Source organism: Paraburkholderia sp. CNPSo 3076, from assembly GCF_026343935.1.
GTDB lineage: Bacteria > Pseudomonadota > Gammaproteobacteria > Burkholderiales > Burkholderiaceae > Paraburkholderia > Paraburkholderia nodosa.
This window is the reverse complement of sequence record NZ_JAPMAL010000026.1, coordinates 22,611-39,483: the sequence shown is the minus strand read 5'-3', so window position 1 is coordinate 39,483 and position 16,873 is coordinate 22,611. Positions and strand designations below refer to the sequence as shown.

The 16,873-nt window shown below is 58.1% G+C and carries 15 protein-coding genes and 1 pseudogene; 6 read left to right on the top strand and 10 right to left on the bottom strand.

Annotated features, from left to right (window positions below; genetic code table 11):
* Positions 1 to 1,365 precede the first annotated feature (1,365 nt).
* Genes M3A49_RS27655 through M3A49_RS27645 form a run of 3 tightly spaced genes read left to right on the top strand, consistent with a single transcriptional unit; the run spans position 1,366 to position 3,827 of the window.
* Positions 1,366 to 2,454: an integrase domain-containing protein gene (locus M3A49_RS27655; RefSeq protein WP_266231875.1), complete on the top strand. Its 1,089-nt coding sequence runs from the start codon at positions 1,366 to 1,368 to the stop codon at positions 2,452 to 2,454.
* Between the two features lie 59 nt (positions 2,455 to 2,513).
* Positions 2,514 to 2,969 (top strand): hypothetical protein, encoded by a 456-nt coding sequence (locus M3A49_RS27650; protein ID WP_266231874.1) that lies wholly within the window; start codon positions 2,514 to 2,516, stop codon positions 2,967 to 2,969.
* 54 nt (positions 2,970 to 3,023) lie between these two features.
* Entirely contained in the window at positions 3,024 to 3,827 is an 804-nt protein-coding gene (locus tag M3A49_RS27645) for a hypothetical protein (RefSeq protein ID WP_266231873.1), read from the top strand.
* Positions 3,828 to 3,965: 138 nt separating this feature from the next.
* On the opposite strand, the gene M3A49_RS27640 is transcribed toward M3A49_RS27645, so the two are convergent.
* Entirely contained in the window at positions 3,966 to 4,181 is a 216-nt protein-coding gene (locus M3A49_RS27640) for a hypothetical protein (protein WP_266231872.1), read from the bottom strand.
* A gap of 75 nt (positions 4,182 to 4,256) precedes the next feature.
* Here M3A49_RS27640 and M3A49_RS27635 point away from each other — a divergent pair, with 75 nt between their 5' ends.
* Positions 4,257 to 4,412: a hypothetical protein gene (locus tag M3A49_RS27635; protein WP_254338374.1), complete on the top strand. Its 156-nt coding sequence runs from the start codon at positions 4,257 to 4,259 to the stop codon at positions 4,410 to 4,412.
* A gap of 2,165 nt (positions 4,413 to 6,577) precedes the next feature.
* On the opposite strand, the gene M3A49_RS27630 is transcribed toward M3A49_RS27635, so the two are convergent.
* The 7 genes from M3A49_RS27630 to M3A49_RS27600 all read right to left on the bottom strand — a co-directional run bounded on the left by M3A49_RS27630 (position 6,578) and on the right by M3A49_RS27600 (position 11,706).
* The gene (locus M3A49_RS27630; protein WP_266231871.1) at positions 6,578 to 6,826 is read right to left on the bottom strand and encodes a hypothetical protein; all 249 of its coding nucleotides are present in this window, start codon (positions 6,824 to 6,826) and stop codon (positions 6,578 to 6,580) included.
* Positions 6,823 to 6,981, bottom strand: a complete 159-nt coding sequence (locus M3A49_RS27625) for a hypothetical protein (RefSeq protein WP_266231870.1) — start codon at positions 6,979 to 6,981, stop codon at positions 6,823 to 6,825. Before M3A49_RS27625 ends, M3A49_RS27630 begins: the two co-directional genes overlap by 4 nt.
* A gap of 106 nt (positions 6,982 to 7,087) precedes the next feature.
* Positions 7,088 to 7,423 carry a hypothetical protein gene (locus M3A49_RS27620; protein WP_266231869.1) on the bottom strand — a complete coding sequence of 112 codons (336 nt, stop codon included), beginning with the start codon at positions 7,421 to 7,423 and terminating at the stop codon, positions 7,088 to 7,090.
* On the bottom strand, positions 7,420 to 8,433 hold the full coding sequence (locus M3A49_RS27615) for a PRTRC system protein D (protein ID WP_266231868.1): 1,014 nt from the start codon (positions 8,431 to 8,433) through the stop codon (positions 7,420 to 7,422). The genes M3A49_RS27620 and M3A49_RS27615 overlap by 4 nt, the downstream gene beginning before the upstream one ends.
* A gap of 1,089 nt (positions 8,434 to 9,522) precedes the next feature.
* Complete coding sequence (locus tag M3A49_RS27610) at positions 9,523 to 10,215, bottom strand: hypothetical protein (RefSeq protein WP_266231867.1); 693 nt, start codon at positions 10,213 to 10,215, stop codon at positions 9,523 to 9,525.
* Between the two features lie 379 nt (positions 10,216 to 10,594).
* Complete coding sequence (locus M3A49_RS27605; protein WP_266231866.1) at positions 10,595 to 11,338, bottom strand: LrgB family protein; 744 nt, start codon at positions 11,336 to 11,338, stop codon at positions 10,595 to 10,597.
* Positions 11,335 to 11,706 (bottom strand): CidA/LrgA family protein, encoded by a 372-nt coding sequence (locus M3A49_RS27600; RefSeq protein ID WP_028209075.1) that lies wholly within the window; start codon positions 11,704 to 11,706, stop codon positions 11,335 to 11,337. Before M3A49_RS27600 ends, M3A49_RS27605 begins: the two co-directional genes overlap by 4 nt.
* Before the next feature lie 674 nt (positions 11,707 to 12,380).
* Between M3A49_RS27600 and M3A49_RS27595 the strand changes: the two genes are divergently transcribed.
* Together M3A49_RS27595 and M3A49_RS27590 are read left to right on the top strand one after the other, a co-directional pair.
* Entirely contained in the window at positions 12,381 to 13,319 is a 939-nt protein-coding gene (locus M3A49_RS27595; RefSeq protein WP_266231865.1) for an O-antigen ligase family protein, read from the top strand.
* A 155-nt stretch (positions 13,320 to 13,474) separates the two neighbouring features.
* Positions 13,475 to 13,630, top strand: coding sequence for a hypothetical protein (locus M3A49_RS27590; RefSeq protein ID WP_266231864.1), 156 nt, complete (start codon positions 13,475 to 13,477; stop codon positions 13,628 to 13,630).
* Between the two features lie 1,084 nt (positions 13,631 to 14,714).
* Here the strand turns inward: M3A49_RS27590 and M3A49_RS27585 are convergent.
* A complete protein-coding gene (locus M3A49_RS27585) occupies positions 14,715 to 15,968 on the bottom strand; it encodes a class I SAM-dependent methyltransferase (protein WP_266231863.1) in 1,254 nt (417 codons plus the stop codon).
* Between the two features lie 318 nt (positions 15,969 to 16,286).
* A pseudogene (locus tag M3A49_RS27580) lies at positions 16,287 to 16,709 on the bottom strand (IS5 family transposase); the annotation flags it as partial.
* Positions 16,710 to 16,873 lie beyond the last annotated feature (164 nt).

Sequence of the window (16,873 nt, the reverse complement as noted above, 5' to 3'; positions counted from 1 at the left end):
TTGCCGCGCGGCGTAACACCAGCCGCGGCTCGCGTATGGCTCAAGCCGCAAGGTCTACCGGGCAACGGCCGTCAGCACGGTTCCGGAATCGGAACGATGACCATATTGGCATCGGCAATGATGCACATTGCGAAGGAAGCGCTTGACTATCCTCATACGATTGAGATTTAATGTCGCTGCTGTGCGCTCCCCAGAGCATCGACCGTTAAACCGCTTTTTGCGGGTAAGGGCTCTTATCGCCCAAAATTCTTTTGAGACGTTGATCTAGCCTCACCAGGCTAGACCGAAGAATGCAATGCTCCCTTTCGGGGAGCTCGTCGAGTGGTCGGTTTTGTCGCCGACGCAGGCGAATATCCTATGCATTCGTGCTACCCCCCGCACGGTCGCTTCGTGACTGCGCGCGGCTTCCAGGTCGCCTCATCATTCTCGTCGTCGCTTACGCCTGCTGGTTCAACAGCCTTGGTGTGAGCTCAAGCGAAGCGTACCTCCCTTCATAAGTCGCTAACCGGCACCGACGGTCTATCCGCTGACTGTCCTGCGACACCTTTGAAAAGTCTCGCGCCGCAAGGCGCTAAACAGATCTGACTCGCACAAAAGAAGGCCTTGCAGCCTCACTTTTGGCCAGCGCGATGATGGTCAACGACGATTCACTGATCGCTCATCCATTCCTCGCCTTGCTGGAGCCAAGTGCTCCCCGAAGCGTCGTGTGGCATTTTTGTGCGGAGTTGCGTTTTCCCGCCCGAACGCTGCACACGTTACTTGCCCAAATCGAAGGGGGCTACGCGAAGGCATGACTGAGCTCCTGGTGCAACCGGGATCAGCAGCATGTCTCAATTGTCCGCTTGCGGACAATCGTGGTCCTTATTCGCATCTTTGAAACGCTCGAGCTCATCGAACGTTCTGGTCTGCCACGCGCCGCTCTGGCGCACATCAACCCGTTCACACGCCCTCAAGCGCGATCCCGACGTGACTTGTTCACCCGAGAATCCGCCCACATCGTGCTCGCCCTCACGCGAGCCGTCATCGCCCACGTGCTGCATGCACACAAATGCGGTTGAACATCGAATGCGTCGCCTTGCGACGCGCGGTGTTCATACCGCCCCCGGGCTCTCATTTCCAAGCGCAGACCTTTCCACCGGCTCTAACCGGGGACCCTCAGCTAAACCGCCTCTGCCCATCTTTTTGCACTTCCGAATCACAGCAGGTCAACGTCGCACCCTCGTTGGCCCTGCTCAATCACGTGTCCTTTGCGGACACGACGCCACCGCAGCCGGTGGCAACAGGGTGCCCTCATGTGCGTCGCCGCCCCGCGCATGAGGCTGAAGTACAGGCGGAAAAACCAGCCAGCCACAGGAAAGGAACCCTATGGGACGAAGATCAAGAGGCGTCAACCACGCCGCGCAGATGAGTCGGGACGCCGGCGGAAGCAAAGACTCACAGAAGCACCGCCGCTTGCACTGGAGCGAGTTCGCGCGTTTCGCCGCGCGCGTTGGCCACACGCTGGAAGCGGTGGACCAGGCGGAAGACTGGATGCTCGAATACTTCGTCTGGTTCCTCGTTGCCGGGGCGATGAAACCTGGCACGCTCGCGAACTATCGAGCGTCGCTCTCAGTGATTCAAGGTACCGCCGGACAGGATGTGTCCGGCTCAACCCGCAGTCGGGACCTCCAGCTCGAGCGACGAGACCGGCATGGCAGGCATCGAGCGCGTACACCCCAGGAATTCAGCGATCTGCTCGCCGCTGCCCAGGCGTTCGATCACAGCGTTGTGCACGTGATACGCCTGATGCGTTGGCTGGGACTTCGCATGCGCGAGGCGCTCATGTGCGGCAAGTCACTGGAAACGTGGCGAGATCTGATCTTGCAGGGAGATCGACGCCTGCCTGTCGAACGCGGAGCCAAGAACGGCCGCCCGCGCCGCACCGAAGTGCTGGCCGACCATATCGACGAGACGCTCGACGCAATTAACGCAGCGCTGGCGTTCTGCCGCGATCGCGACTTTGAGTTGGTGAGCGGCTGCCACGACGATCTCAAAAGCGCAAAGTCCCGCCTGAAATCACGCTTCGAGCAATTGCCAATGCGTCGGGAACTCGCGAGCCACAGTCTGCGATTCACGTATGCGGTCGACTTCGCTAACTCCGCACTGGATCGCGGCGTACCACCTGTCGATGTACTGACCCAGCTCTCGGACCGCCTCGGTCACGGACCGTCGCGGGTGAAGATGATTCTCGAGGTCTACTGCTGGGAGATCCGCCATCGGTTCCCAGAAAAAATCCACTTGCCGAGCGACTTCGTTCCCCGCAAGCAAACGAAGGACCCCGCCGTGTCCGCGACGAGCCGCCCAGAGGATCGGTCCGCGTCTCACGAGCCTGCCGACAGGCGGCGAAGGCCAGCGCGTGGACGCCGTTTTCAAACGAATCATGGAGGAAACAGGCCCAGACAAAAATTCTTTTAATCTGCACTACAAATTACCTCACGGCTGCAAACCAAATACTTACATAGGAGCAAGACGACATGCTGGAATCCCCACTCACCGAGGAAGCGCGTGGCGCGCTTAACCGATACAGCAGCGAGAACGCCGTCAAAACGCTGCTACCACCATGGCGACAGTTTGAAGACTTCCTCCAATCGCGCCGTCTATCGCCCACTTCCATCCTCGATATTCCGGAGGACGCGCTTCATGCATACGCGCGCCATCTCGACTACCGGGACTGCCATGTCGATGACGCGCTGGTCGCACTTAGCGCCGTGCTCCTTGTATGCCTGCACGCAGGCTACAGCGGCAAGGTTCTGCGCTCCGTCGTGATCCCGCGTATTCGTCGCCCCATCGAGAACCGACAGTGGGACGCATTTCGCTTGCGAACCTACCAGCCGCTCGAATCCTCGCAACTCGCCCGCAGTCGCAGACGCCGGGCCAAGCGCGAAGCGTGCGTGCAGGATACGGTTCGCACCGACGTCGATCTCAAGTAAGCAACGTTCTTAATGCCTTTCATCGCTCCATCTACAAACATCGAAGGATCAACCATGACTCATCTGATTATGGCTCACTTTCAAAGCTCGAACGGTGCCGCGCAAAATTCAGCAGCGCAAGTTCTTCACGCACAGACTGGAGGATTACTCATCAATCCCGGCCCGCTTGATATGGCTGGAGAGCACGAGAGCAACACACGTTTGGAGGCCACTGAAACAGCACTTCAGGATCACTACTGCACCTTGATGACATCCCGGCGCGGGGGAATTATCGACGTGTCGCCTGAAGACCGGAAAGCCGTGATCGCATTCATCCAGGCAAGGCGCCCTGTTCTTACCGAATTGAAAACGATCATCGTGTCGACGTCTCCGGACACCGCATCACAGCAGGCTGCCGTAGAAACGCTTGCGGAACTAAGTGCAGCGGGTGTGGCTGCGTCCTGCATCCGGATCCTCTGTACCGACGCCCCAGCGAACGCCACCCTCGAGGAGGTCTACCCCATGGTGGCCGAATATGCGCGTGAAACGGAGATCACGCTGTTGCCCGAGGCGACGCTTCCGGAATCAACGTCTTTTGCGAAGGCTCAGCAATTCAAGATGCCAATCGCCGCTGTCTTGAACCGCGCTGTCGATTTCGAGACCGAATTGACCGCGGCGCGACTCAATGGTGCGCCAGAGAAAATCATGCATGGACTCGCCCACAAGGTGATCGCGCAGCGCGATCTTCTCGACGCAGCTGGTGCGTTCAAACGCGTCGCTGAGACTCTCGGACTACCGTGCATTTCACAGGATGAGTGGCGTGCCGAATTCGCCCCGGCGACGAACCGTAAGCGGACGAGGACAACAGCACTCGATTGAGGGCTTTCAACTCAACATGGCGCAACGACGCCGCTGCAAAGGGGATCGACGACGCACTTCCAATCAGTGTCCGTCGATCGGTTTATGCACGATCCGGCGCGTGTCGAATCGGATCCTGGCTGTCGCATGTCCAACTCTTCACGGGCGGCTGGCCTCCATGAGTAACAAGCGCAACGCGTCCGTCACGTCCTCCTGCGTGACGGTAGTCGAACCATCACGCAGATAACGCAGCGCGGCAAGGTCAAGGACTCGTTTCAGCACGGCATCCGTGTCCGAGATGAAACGATCCTGCAACGCACGCGAAGCGAAGTCGGCGGTGTGGCGGGATACCGAAAAAATATCGCCCGCCATCATTCTTAGCCTCATCCGGACATAGGAAGTTATCCAGCTGTCCCGTTTGTCAACGCATCCGATCAAGCAACAGTGACAATGCAAACCATCCGCTGCGCCATTGAAGGCGCATGGTTCGTCGTGCTGTCCGTGCGTCATCTGAACACCGCATCTGAATTCAGCAAACCCGAGATCCCGGACACGCTGGCATCGAGGCGTTTCATCGAACATCATCTCAGCTCTCCTGTTAGCTAGGTTAGCGATCGCCTCGTTCCGGAGGACGTTCGCCATCCCAGTATTCCCCCACCATCGCAAAGTCAAGCTTGCGGCGGAGAATGTCGTCAGGAAATCTAAATGAATACAGAACGACGCCAGTCAAGACACCGGCAGCACGGACGACAGGGAGTGGCGACGGTTTTCAAATGAGATGGCGGGGGCGTATGTCGCGAACTGGTATCGCGTTTGAATGCAACGTTCTTCACGTGCTCTTCCGTCGCCGTGCTGTCACGACCAGCGTGCGACTGCGGGTCGACTGCCTGCATATCTTACCGGTCACGCCGACGGGTGGGACACCCGGCGTGCCTGGTCAAGGAATTCCCGCGTCGAAGCCAAGACACCGCGCAGAAATAAACAAAGCCGCGTCCGAAAACGCGGCCTTGATTGAAATCGATAGTGAAAGCTGAAACAGCAGTCGTTCGTTCAGTGCCAACGCGAGTGGCGCGCGCGATCTGCCTCACGGCTCTTTTTCAACATATAGCCACCGTAAAAGTAGATGGCCAACGTGACAAACAAAGTAAAAATTGCAAAACCCATGCTCATTCTCCGTGGAGTGGACGCCGTCTGTTTGCACGTTCCTGGTCTGCCTTGCGACCGTTACGGTCCATGATCATGCCAATACCGCAGAGGCCCAACGCAACGATCATCGCGACAATCCCGAAACCCATATTCATTCTCCGTTGTATCGCCGTCCTCTAGTTAACGTTCGCGGTCGGCCCTGCGACCGTTACGGCCCATGGCCAGATCCAACGCAGCAAGTAAGACAGCGACTCCCAGTACACCAAAACTCCAGCCCATCGTTGTTCTCCGACGGTGGACGGTATCCAGTCATAGGGTACCGCGGCGGCGGCGCACATCCACGGCCATTATGAGCCGCCCTCCCCTGTTCGCCGACGCGTCCGAAATCCGGTCGCGCTAACGCTGCGAGATGAGCAGTGGAAGTTGCACGCCAACTTCGCCTTTGGCGGTCATGCAGCGTCCCGTGCACTCCCGAGGGCAAGCATCGAACCTATGACGGGGCTCTTCGAAATGCTAAAACCGCACCCAAGCATGCGTCAATTGATGGACAGTTGAGGCTCACGTCGCCGCCGTCCGTTCATTCCGAACGCGAGCGGCGTTCACGATCCGCCTCCCGGCCCTTCCTCGTCATATAGCCACCGTACCAGCAGATGGCTAACCCGACAATCAAGGTAAAAACGGCGAAGCTCATAGCTATTCTCCGTGGTTTGGACACCGTCTGTTTCCGTGGTCGCAGTCAGCTTTACGTCGGCCGCGATCCATAATCGTGCCAAGCCCGCACAGGCCCCACACAATGCACATTGCGACGATGCTGAAGCCCGCGTTCAATCCCCGTCGCTAGGGCATCCTCTGTTGGCCCGTTCACGGTCCGCCTTGCGACCGTTATGGTCCATGACCAGGCCGAACGCGCCGAGCACTAGAGCGACAGCCAGTGCGAAGAAGCTCCAACCCATCGTCATTCTCCGTCCGTAGATGACACCGAGTCATAGAGTATCACGGCGGCGGTGCGGCCTCGCTTCGGCCATATTTTCTCGCCTACCCAGATTGTCAACGCCCGCCGAGATCGGGGTGCGTCGGGCACGGCGTGCGGGCCCGGGCTATAAAGCGACATCAGATCATTCGACCGTACGAACCTTCGTCGCTCAACAACGCCAGAATACGCCGGTGTATTGATTGGCTTAGGCGCGGAGGCACACTGGCGGCGATCCCTGGGATGCGCTCCGGACGCCAGTCTGGTGTAGAGCGGAGTTCGGCCCCGCCCCCGCACCGCACGCCATTCGGCTGACCTTCGTTTAGGCGCCTAAACGGTTAAACCCGGAATGGCGCCGTTTCTGTTGAGCTTTTTGCCGATTGGTAAGTCGAAACAAGGCCAAAATCCGTCGGCTTTCGTTCCTCCGTGAGGCTCTCCTCCGGCGACTCGCGCCGCTACCAAGGCGATTCATCTATCCGCAGTGCCGATCCGTTGACATCGCTGATCAGACGGCCCCGACAGCCCAACCCCTCGTGGGAAGCTGTCGCTTCCGTTGCTCCGGTCCAATGGAGGGAGGACGACTTGGCAGGGCAACGGCGACGGCGCTCCCTTCTTTTGCGCGCTACTTCTTCGTAGCGCGCACAATAGTCGGAATCTACATAAACATGCGTCTGCACCGGAGAAGCAGGGAGAATGCCACTCGTATGGCATACAGGAAGCCAATTGCCCAGCCAAAACCTACGCTGCCGCACGTAAATAGAAATTTGCCGCTCTGCTGCATACCGTAGGCGTAGAACAACAGACCGAGAAGTGCGAGCAGATAGCAGGCGATGGCAATCGCTGCGCGGCGTGCGAGCCAGTGCCAGCTCATGAAACTTCTCGTTGCTTTCTCGATGCCTTTCATTGTTCGTCCCCCGAGCCATGGCGTGCGTCAAATAAAATGCCGCCGACTTTCCAACCCGCAACCGCCACTGCGACCAGCGCCGCGATGTAGACCCACGAGATGGGCTCGTCGAGACGTTGGCCATGAAGGATGGCGTAGAAGCGTTCGTATTCCATGTCGATTTTTCCTTGACGTAGACGCCCGGGTACACAGCGCGACGCGCTGCGTCACCCGGGCTTGAACTCATCCTTGCACGCTGCTGGGAAAGTCAAGTTCGCGTAGCTAGTCGAGGTAGCCGGCCAATTGATTGACCAGTTCTACGCTGAACCTCGGCGAAAGGTGCGCCGCATCGTCTACGCTCAGAGTCTGAAAACCTTCGGTCGCGATCGCGTCGTTCGCTGACAACCTCGACGGTGTGGGGTGCGGCGACGTGGACAATACGGATCCGAGCTGTGATGCTCGCGTACGCTGCACCAACTGTTCACGAAGCTCGGCTTCGGCAAGCGACCTGAATACTGCTGCGCGTTCGCGAGCCGTAGTGCAGCGGCTCAAGCGTTCGTAAAGTAACGGCGAAACAAGAGGATTGATCGTAATCGTCATCTCAATTTTGTCGTTCATGCCGCCGCCCCCCGTTCACGCGCGAGTCCAGCTTCGCCAACGATCAGGAATCCATGCGCGTTTGCGAGGCATGGCGAGTCGATCAATTCGATGGCAGCACGCGGGAACGCGTGCCGAATTGCAATGCTGTAGAGGGCTGCCCCCCCGCCCGAAAGAATGATCGAGCGTATGTCGTGCAAGCGTCCAACTTCGTTCTGCATTTCGGTCGCAACGCCAGCCATGATCGGGTCGGCCAATGCGACATAGCGTGCGAGATCGATCTTCTTGCCATAGAGATAGTAGGATGCCCTCTCTCGCAGCGCCTTGTCGATACGTTCGATGTCGTCGACCTGCTCGCCTTCATCGCGTGAAATCAGTTTTGCGATGCGCTGACAAACGTGTGACACGCCACAGGGAATGCCCCCACTGCGGTTGTCGTCCATCATGAAGCCTTTCGCGCAGATCCAGTCCGTCGTGAAGTAGCCTACATCGACAAGAAGGTGCGCATCGTCACGTCCAAAGCCACCGCGGCGACCGCTAGCCGCATACGCGAGCGAACCCAGAGGCTGCGGGATGACTACCACCTTCTCGACCACGACGCGGCCGTGCCCAAAGTCATGTTCTCCGACGAACAGCAGCTTTAGCTCCGTTGAATATGTTTCCAGGTTGTGAACAGACAGGCCCAAGACAAGACGCTCGATGTGCGTGATACCGGCGAAATGAAACGCGCCAAAAAGCAATGCCGCGTAGTTGTCGGTCGACACATAGGCGTCTGCGAGCGCGCGGCCTGTCCTCCCGTAAGCCGCAGTTATCGGCACATCGGGGCCGACTTCGTATTCGATGCCGCCGATCGAGATCTTTGCGACCTTGCGGGTGGGAAACACACTCTCACCGTAAGCTGAAAGCGCGCGGCTCGCGGCCAGCGGCGCGAGTGATGGAAATATGCCGGTGGTGACCGCGCCATTCGCAGCGCGGTATGCGTACTTCGTGTTGCCATAGCCGACATCAACGGCGAAGACGGGGGTTTTCAAGTTCGGTGTCCTTGAGCGTGGTGTTGACAGGATTGTGCGAAAGTCGGAGATGATTTTTCCCTTCGCTTCTTTTTCCTAAAAACTCGGACCTGCACGCGCCGACTGCTTCGCAATGCATTCCACGGAAAACTCCGACTTTGCTGGATTCAGTCTATCGAGCAAGACGCGAGGGGAAGTCGGCGAATGCTCACAAGAAAGGAGGGGCTTTCGTTCGCCCGTAGCGCCTCACGCCCTGCCCCCGAACTTCCGTGGCAGCAATCCGCGTCTGAACTTGCAAAATGACAACCGATCCGCACTTGCGCGGACGTCGAGCCGTTAGCTCGAACCAAGTACGCACCGATCCAGCATGCGAAGCCCCAGACGCTTCAGGCTGCATGGAAGCAATTACCGCCCGCTGAGCCGTATTCAGAGACTCAGAAAGGAAAATGCCAGACAGGTTGTCGGTCGTGCGAACGATGCAAGCCCACTCGAGGCATCTAAATACACCCAGCGCATCCGTAGCGCTCAGTAGTCAGACCAAGCGAAAGGCGAAGAAGAGAAGCGCCGGTGTCATCTCGCGAAACGCACACCTGTGCCGCAGCACACGAAGTTGGAGTGCGTCTCTGCCGGGCGCCGACAGAAGCGATAGAGGGCGATTCGCGAACATGTACCGCGCCGATCTGCTAGACGAATAGACGAATCGCCGCCCGCAGCTTACGTTCAGCGCGCGTGCCATCACGAATCCCGGAGAGCTTGCTCAGAAAACGCGTTCGTGGGCTAGCGGCCGCGCGCCCCAACCCGTGGATGCGGCGAGTGATGTTGTCGGTCAGCGTGTGCATTGTCGTGTACTTGCGACGTAGCACGGAAAGAGAAGTCATGGTCCGCAGACGTTGCGGGCTGTCATTGCGGAGATGGAACGAATATCGCCCCGTATTGTTATTCGACTGAGGTCGAAGTCTGCTTCAGGAATGCGCGCAACGGATCACATGTCGTTTGCTTTCACCGGGCGCGATCAAGACCGGTGAGCGTTGCAAGTCAGACATGAAAGCGAGAGCAATCGTGAGTCTCCTCGAGAAAATCAACCGAGGGCCGAGAGTATGTCGTCCCCGTTTAAATTTCGGTATCCGCAGAGCCGCCCTGAGCTTCGCGACGCGGCTTAATGTTTGGCGGTCCGACTTTAGCTCGGGACGCGGCCATTCTGAGCCGGCGTTGTGCACTCTCAGCGGCCGCATTTTGACGGTCCGACAGGCCAATTTTGAAGAAGATGAAGTTCCTTACAATAAACTCTTCCAGATCTGAAAGATGCGGCAACAATTGATCGAGATCAGGGACCTCTAGGCGCAAGGACTTTTTGTCGCGTGCGAGGCGGAGGTGCACCGCTTTCGGCGTGGGTCTTGGGAGTCGGTCGAAAACTGCGAACTCAAGGATGTCATCTAGTGCGACGAAGCCCGCGCGCACCGCTTCGCGTACGCGCGAGATGAACATTGCTGCACCAAACTTATCGATCGCGCTCAGCAGCAGTTCACCGATCCGGAAGCTAACGTGCTTCGCCCCGCCGACAGCCTCGACGACTTCCATCGGGATGCGCGTAAGAGCGATCGCTTTTGAAATGTTCGACTTGGAAATCTCGAGCGATCTCGCCAAATCACTTTGCGACGACCACAGGCGCCTTGTGAGCATGTCTTTATAGAAGCAGCCTAGCGCGTAGTGCGAAGCGCCTTCAGCACGCATTCTTTTGTGGACAGCTCTGGCAGTTACCTTGTTGGGTATTGCCTTGGAGGTGGTTTTCGGTTCCGCGCTCATGAAACTTAGTTGCCTCGAATTAGTGTCAGCCGGAGCATGCTGGGAATCGTTTTTTTGGCGTATTTTCGATAGAAAAATGAATAATCATATAAATATATTCCATCACCACGCCGAATTGATCCATTTTCAGCAACTATCTCGTTTAGGCGCCTAAACGATAACGCCCCCCGAGTGCTAATAAGTCCTTGTTCTTAATGGGATAGTCTCACGCATCAAGGTGTGAAACGCTTGAAACGAAGGATAGCACCGCTGGCGAACGGAAATTCGGGCAAAAGCTACACAGAAACAGCGCCATTCCGGGTTTAGCCGTTTAGGCGCCTAAACCACCGGTGTGCCGAGGCTCCTACCGGAGCAGTACGCCACCAGCGCCGAAAATTTTCTACATCCACCGCAGCAGGACCGGCAGCAATACAGGCACGACGAACGCGGTGAACACACCGTTGAGACCCATGCCTAGCCCGGAAAATGCCCCCATCTCCTCGCTCACCTGAAACGCACGTGCGGTGCCGATACCGTGCGAGGCCACGCCGATCGCGAAGCCACGCACCTCGGTCTCACGCACGCGAATCACGTTGAGAATCCAGCGCGCGGTCACCGCGCCGAACACGCCCGTCGAGATCACGAGGACAGCAGTAAGCGACGGGATGCCGCCGATCTTGTCGGCGACGGCCATCGCGATAGGAGTGGTAACGGACTTCGGCGCGAGCGAAGCAATAGTCTGATGCGAGGCGCCGAAGAGCTTCGCGACGCCGACCGCCGACACGATCGCTGTGAGCGAGCCTGCAACGAGCCCGCCGAGCAATGGCAGTGCACCGCGCTTGAGCTTATCCCACTGACGATAAAGCGGCAGGGCGAGCGCGACAGTCGCGGGGCCAAGCAGGAAGTGCACGAACTGGGCGCCCTCGAAATACGTGCGATACGGCGTATCGGTGATTTTGAGCGCTGCAACGACGAGCGCCACAGCAATGAGCACCGGATTCGCGAGCGGATTGTGCTTTGCGCGCGCGTAGATATTGATGGCGATGAGATAGGCGACGAGCGTCACCGTCAAGCCGAGCAGCGGCGTGGCGGCGAGATAGACCCAGATGGCGTCGAGTTTCGTGATGGGCAGGTGGCTATTCACGATGCGCCCTCCCCGGCCGTTTGGTTGCGCCGCTGGCGACGCAGCAGTGCGCGCGTGACGAGCGCCGTCACCGCGATGCCAAGTGTGGTGCTCACGACGAGGCTCGCGATCACAGCGAGCGCCTCGCCGCGCACCGCCTGCGCGGACACCATGATGCCCACGCCTGCCGGAATGAAGAGCAGCGAGAGATGGCGCAGCAATTCGAGCGCGGTCGGCTCGATGGCCTCGGCGGCGGCGGGCCGCATCAACGCGAAGGCGAACAGGAGCAGCATGCCGATCACGGGACCGGGCACGGGCAGCGAGAACACGTAGGACACGCTCTCGCCGAGACACTGGAAGATCAGGAGGGCGGCAAGGGAACGAAGCATGGCTAAGGGCAAGGCGGGGCTGGGAACATGCGCGGCGCGCGCAGTGTAGCCCAATGGGGTGCGAGGCGCAGCAAATCGTCATACCAGAGGGCTATGCGCGCCATCCTCCTGCGTGCCGGGGCAATTACCGGCACTATGTTTGATCCCTATTTTCTCTGCCCGGTAGCAATCCCCAAAGTAGTGCAGAGATTTTTAGGCGCAGTGTCGGGCCAGGATAACGAATGCGTACAATACTGCTTTTCTCGTCTGCTTCGCACCCACAAGGCTGCGTAGTGAGGACGTAACACGGGGACGTATGCAAACCCGCCCTTACAGAGAACAGCAGTTTAGCGATGCCGACCGCAGTTACGATTGATTCCCGACGCACCGCGCCCAGCGACTGGCTGACCGCGGCTTTCCTACTCGCCTTTCCCTCGATCGCCATGCTCGTGCAAGGCGCTTCGAGCGCCGTATCGATTGGTGCGGGCGTCATTTCGCTGGTAGCACTATGCTCGCGGCCCGCAGGCGCACCCTATGGTTACGCGCCGCTTGAGCGTTACGAACTCGTGTTATGCATCGCGCTGTGCGGCCCCGTTGCTGCCGTCGCGCTCAGCACGCTCTCGCATGGGCATCCGATGTTGCGGACCTGGGACTCGCCGTCGCGGTTCCTGCTTGCGATCCCAATCTTTCTCGCGTTGCGGCGCGCGCCGCAGCGAATCTTCGTCTGGGCGGACCTGTCCTTTACGCTAGGCGCCTTGTCAGCACTCGCACTTGCCCTCTTCATGCCGCGCGATTGGGGGGAAGGCCGCATCGGAAGCGCGTTCCTGAACCCGATCCATTTTGGTGATCTCGCGCTTGCGCTCGGCGTGCTGTCGGCGATCGCGCTCAACTGGTGGCGTAAGGATTCGGCGCTCTGGCGCGCGCTCAAGGTTGCGGGCCTGTTTGCAGGCGTCGCTGCTTCGCTGTTGTCTGGCGCCCGCGGAGGCTGGGCGGCGATCCCGCTCGTTGCCTTGCTGATCGTCTGGGAACTCGGCCGCAACAAGCCTTTTCAGTGGAAGGTGCTAATGCCGGTGACGGTTGCGGTGCTGCTCGCGCTCGTGTACGGGCTCTCGGGGACGGTGCGCGATCGAGTGAACGGGGTGTCGTCAGACCTGACCCAGTACACGCAAGGCCACCGCGACACGTCGGTCGGCATTCGCCTGCAGCTCTATGAAGCGGCTGCGACCCTGATTGCCGAAAATCCGGTGCTTGGCCTCGGTGGCGACGGGTTTCGCGACAAGATGACCTCGATGGCGAAGCAAGGCGCGCTCACCCCTACGGCGGCGGCGTTCGGCGAGGGCGAAGTGCACAATCAGCTGCTAGCCTACATGGCAAACTACGGCATTGTGGGCGGTCTCGCGCTGCTCGCGATCTACATCGTGCCCGCAATATTTTTTGCCGCGAAACTGAAATCCATATCGAGGACGGCGCGGCGTACGGCGCTGATGGGCTTGTGCTTCGTATTGATGTTTTTCATTTTCGGCCTGACGGTCGAAACCTTCGACCTGAAGAGTACCGTGTCTTTCTACGCGACTGTACTGGTGGTTCTCGCGGCGATCGCGCAACGCACGGAAGTCAAATCCGACTCTTTATAGGGGCGTCCGCCAGCCACGGCGGCGAGCTTGGGAACGCCATGCACTTTGCCGGCGACGCCCACCGCCGCGACGATCGCCGTGTGCATAATGCGCATCAAGCCCGTCGAGCAGCGGTAGCACGACACGCTTCAGCTTCCTCAACAGACGATAGAATAGTGCGTAAACGCAAGCGCAACAGCTATTGGATCGAGCAAGAAGTGCGCGAACTGTGCGCGCTCGAAATACATGCGGCGCAGCGTGTCTGTGACCTTGAGCACGGCGACGACGGCTCGCGCGTCAGCTCGCTTAGCCGCCAGTTCAACATTCAATGATGTTTCGCATAGCTGTGGCGCTCACTGTGAACTACTATCTCGCGCATTGTCCGGCCACCTGAAGCTTCGACCTGTTACCTCTCCCGACGGAGCGCATCTAGTGCACGAACTCGCCGGAGCTTGATAACCATTACAAACTGAATAAACGTGGAACCTCGACAAAGCGGTGGCGTTAGATCGTCTCGTCGATGCACCTGCAACTGCAACTGCGATATTTGAACGCGATGAGCTGGCGCGGCTGGACAGATATGGCGAAGAGCGTGCTGCACTTTGTGACGCCGCATCGCACGTTGCAAAGAATGAAGCGGGCGCTGTTCGCGCGGAGCTCAGAGTTGTGCACTGCTATGGCGCCTATGCCGTCCCGTGCCAAACTTCGTCGTGCAACGATCGCAGTTTCAGCTTCGACGTGGCCCGGCTCACCGCAAACCACTTGCAGCCATACGTCGACAGCACCAGTTGGTGGCCGCGGACTGCCGTCACTTTTATCAACGCAGCACACGTTCCGCGTAATCGACAAGCGCCCGTAACTCGTCATTACTTCCGCGCGTCGAGCCTCGCGATCTACGTGAAATAGTGCTCGCTGTCCGTTTCCTCGGACACGGAATCGAACCACTCGCCAGGAACGAGCAGCGTGAACACCCCATAACCTGCTGGCATGCCGCGGGAAATAACAATTCGGCCCACGCCGTTGTATGTGAAATAGCTCGCCGCTTTCATCAATTAGCGACCTCATCACTTGACGCGTGAACAATCTCAGCGTTGAGGTCCTCGTCTCCTTTGTCGGCAATCTGGTACCACCGCGTAGCGCGCGGCGGAATGTCTATTGTGTGGCTCGGCCGAGCCATACCGTCATACGTAGGATATGAGCTCGGCAAACCGGCGCGCAAGACGCCTCCTCGGCGGTCTGCTGAAGCGAGAGGTCTGCTGCTTCAATTGGCGGGTGTTTCGGAGTCGACTGAAATCTCGATACGGTGATAGCGCTCGCAGCACAAGCGAAAGCGCCGGGGTTGCGAGCCCTCGGCGCTCTTGCTCTTAGGGACCGCCACTTCCCCGTAGAACGGACGGCTTCGCCAAGGAACAGAAGTCATTGGATTACGCGAAAAACATTCGACCCCAAATTTTCAAACCAAAACTGGAACTCGCTAACCAGATCGAAGACTACCTCTATGTCGCGATTCGGCAACCCGGTCAGGTTAATATTGATGCGAAGGTTAACCGATTGCGATGGTGCAACAGTTCCTACGTTGTCACCGCGAAATTCGCGGATCACGTCGCCCTGACGGTTAATCACCCTAGCGCCGAGCTTAAGATTCTGGAATTCCCATCGCTCTGTCCCAACGTTAGCTACAACGAAATTCACATCAACGCTGCCGATCAATTCTCCCGGCAACTCGTCGCGAAGGCGCAGGTCAGCGCTAAGTGAAGCGATCTTATCGCTTTGTGTACTGGCGACTCTCGACGAAGGAACGCTCCTATAGAGCCAGCTAGGAAGTTTCTGTCCTTCCGCATCCGATTTGCGAGCTCGTACAAAAATATACTGTCCAAGATCATCTGCTCTCCTAGACAATATCTCACGAAGCACCGAAATGTCGCCCTTATATTGGTAAAGATAAGGGTTAACGTCTGCAGTGAAAATCGACTCCACCTCGAATCCGACATAGCGCAGCAGTTGACGAAGTTCATCGCAGGTATATTCTCGATTGTGACGACCGTATGGGCCGTAACCGCTATATGGGTCATAAAGATTGGCACCGTCGATCAGACGCATGACGTTTTCAATACGCGCGACATTTGGTGTGGTGAGGATGAACTCGCCATCCGGCTTGAGAACTCGCCGTATATTGCGTAATACCTTGCACGGATCATTTGTCAAATGCTCGAGTATTTCGCAATAGAGCACAAGATCGAATGTGCCATCTGAAAATGGGAAATGATCGGACTCTGAATTAAAATGATGATATTCCATTTCAGCGACCCTATCCTCGCCGTCTTCCAGGCTTCGGTAGGATACTTTCTGACGGTGCACGCCTTGCGTAAGGTGTGGCCCAAAATAGTTGGAATAAGACCAATCGAAGGCTGTAAATTGCCTCACCAACATCGTTGTAAAATATGGATTTGATCCAAATTCAAGCGCTTGCCCTCCCTGACCGCTGACCTGATCCACTAGGCCAAGTGTGTACACAAATCGCTTGAAGTCTGATTTCAGATAATTCTCAATTTCCTGGTCACTACCCTCGACCCGAACGTGGCGAAGCCATTCAAAAAGATTTGCCTCAGAAACGCCGCCCGGCAACGGCAGGGACGGTGACGTAAAAAAGTCGATCGATTTTGTGTTCATCCAGAACTAATCCATGAAAGATGCTGGTTTGAACGTACGGCAGCGAGACCATTGGCGACCCATCTCTCCGGCCTGAAAAAAAGGGCCGTCAATCAGTCGCGAGGAAAGTCCTCACTCCGCGTTTGGGTAATCCGAGTCTGGCGCAAAGTATAATGCACGAAAATGATCGGCTGTTGTGGGATGTGCTCACGAATGCGAATCGGCTGCTGTGAGCAGTTGCCCCAGGGACCAAGCGGAGGAAAACACGTAGGACACCTTCTCGCCGAGGCATTGGAAGATCAGGAGGGCGGCAAGAGAGCGAAGCATGGCTAAGAGTCGCTAACACAAGTCGTCCACGAAGCGCGAACAGATAACGGCAGCAGCAAGGGACAGCAACGCAACATGAATGTCGAGACGGCGCTCAAAGCGAATGCGCAGTTTGCCGAAGCCGGCGAACCATGCATGCGTGCGCTCGACCACCCAGCGATGCCGTCCGAGCCGCTCCTTGCTTTCCACTCCGCGACGGGCGATACGGGCTGTGATGCCGCGCTGCTTCAGGTAACGCCGACAGCGTGCGAAGTCATAGCCCTTGTCTGCATGCAACTTGCCCGGTCGTTTGCGCGGCTGACCATTCAGGCCCGACACCGCAGGAATTGCATCGATCGTGGACTCGAATGCCATCGAATCGTGCCGGTTGGCGCCCGTGACTGTGATGGCCAGCGGAATGCCGCGCGCATCTACGACGATGTGCCGTTTCGAGCGTCGTCTCGACATTCGTGTCGCGTTGCTCTCCCTGGCTTCTGCCGTTATCTGCTCGCGCTTCGCGGATGACTTGTGTTGGCCGTTCTAAGGGCAACGCGGTACTGGAAACATGCGGGGCGCGCAGTGTAGCCCAACGGGGCGCGCAGCGCAGCGAATCATCATAC

What these genes read in the sequence shown, in the direction of transcription:
- M3A49_RS27655 (WP_266231875.1), top strand. Translation starts at nt 1,366, where the DNA reads ATGGGACGAAGATCAAGAGGCGTCAACCACGCCGCGCAGATGAGTCGG.
- M3A49_RS27650 (WP_266231874.1), top strand. Translation starts at nt 2,514, where the DNA reads ATGCTGGAATCCCCACTCACCGAGGAAGCGCGTGGCGCGCTTAACCGA.
- M3A49_RS27645 (WP_266231873.1), top strand. Translation starts at nt 3,024, where the DNA reads ATGACTCATCTGATTATGGCTCACTTTCAAAGCTCGAACGGTGCCGCG.
- M3A49_RS27640 (WP_266231872.1), bottom strand. Translation starts at nt 4,181, where the DNA reads ATGATGGCGGGCGATATTTTTTCGGTATCCCGCCACACCGCCGACTTC.
- M3A49_RS27635 (WP_254338374.1), top strand. Translation starts at nt 4,257, where the DNA reads ATGCAAACCATCCGCTGCGCCATTGAAGGCGCATGGTTCGTCGTGCTG.
- M3A49_RS27630 (WP_266231871.1), bottom strand. Translation starts at nt 6,826, where the DNA reads ATGAAAGGCATCGAGAAAGCAACGAGAAGTTTCATGAGCTGGCACTGG.
- M3A49_RS27625 (WP_266231870.1), bottom strand. Translation starts at nt 6,981, where the DNA reads ATGGAATACGAACGCTTCTACGCCATCCTTCATGGCCAACGTCTCGAC.
- M3A49_RS27620 (WP_266231869.1), bottom strand. Translation starts at nt 7,423, where the DNA reads ATGAACGACAAAATTGAGATGACGATTACGATCAATCCTCTTGTTTCG.
- M3A49_RS27610 (WP_266231867.1), bottom strand. Translation starts at nt 10,215, where the DNA reads ATGAGCGCGGAACCGAAAACCACCTCCAAGGCAATACCCAACAAGGTA.
- M3A49_RS27600 (WP_028209075.1), bottom strand. Translation starts at nt 11,706, where the DNA reads ATGCTTCGTTCCCTTGCCGCCCTCCTGATCTTCCAGTGTCTCGGCGAG.
- M3A49_RS27585 (WP_266231863.1), bottom strand. Translation starts at nt 15,968, where the DNA reads ATGAACACAAAATCGATCGACTTTTTTACGTCACCGTCCCTGCCGTTG.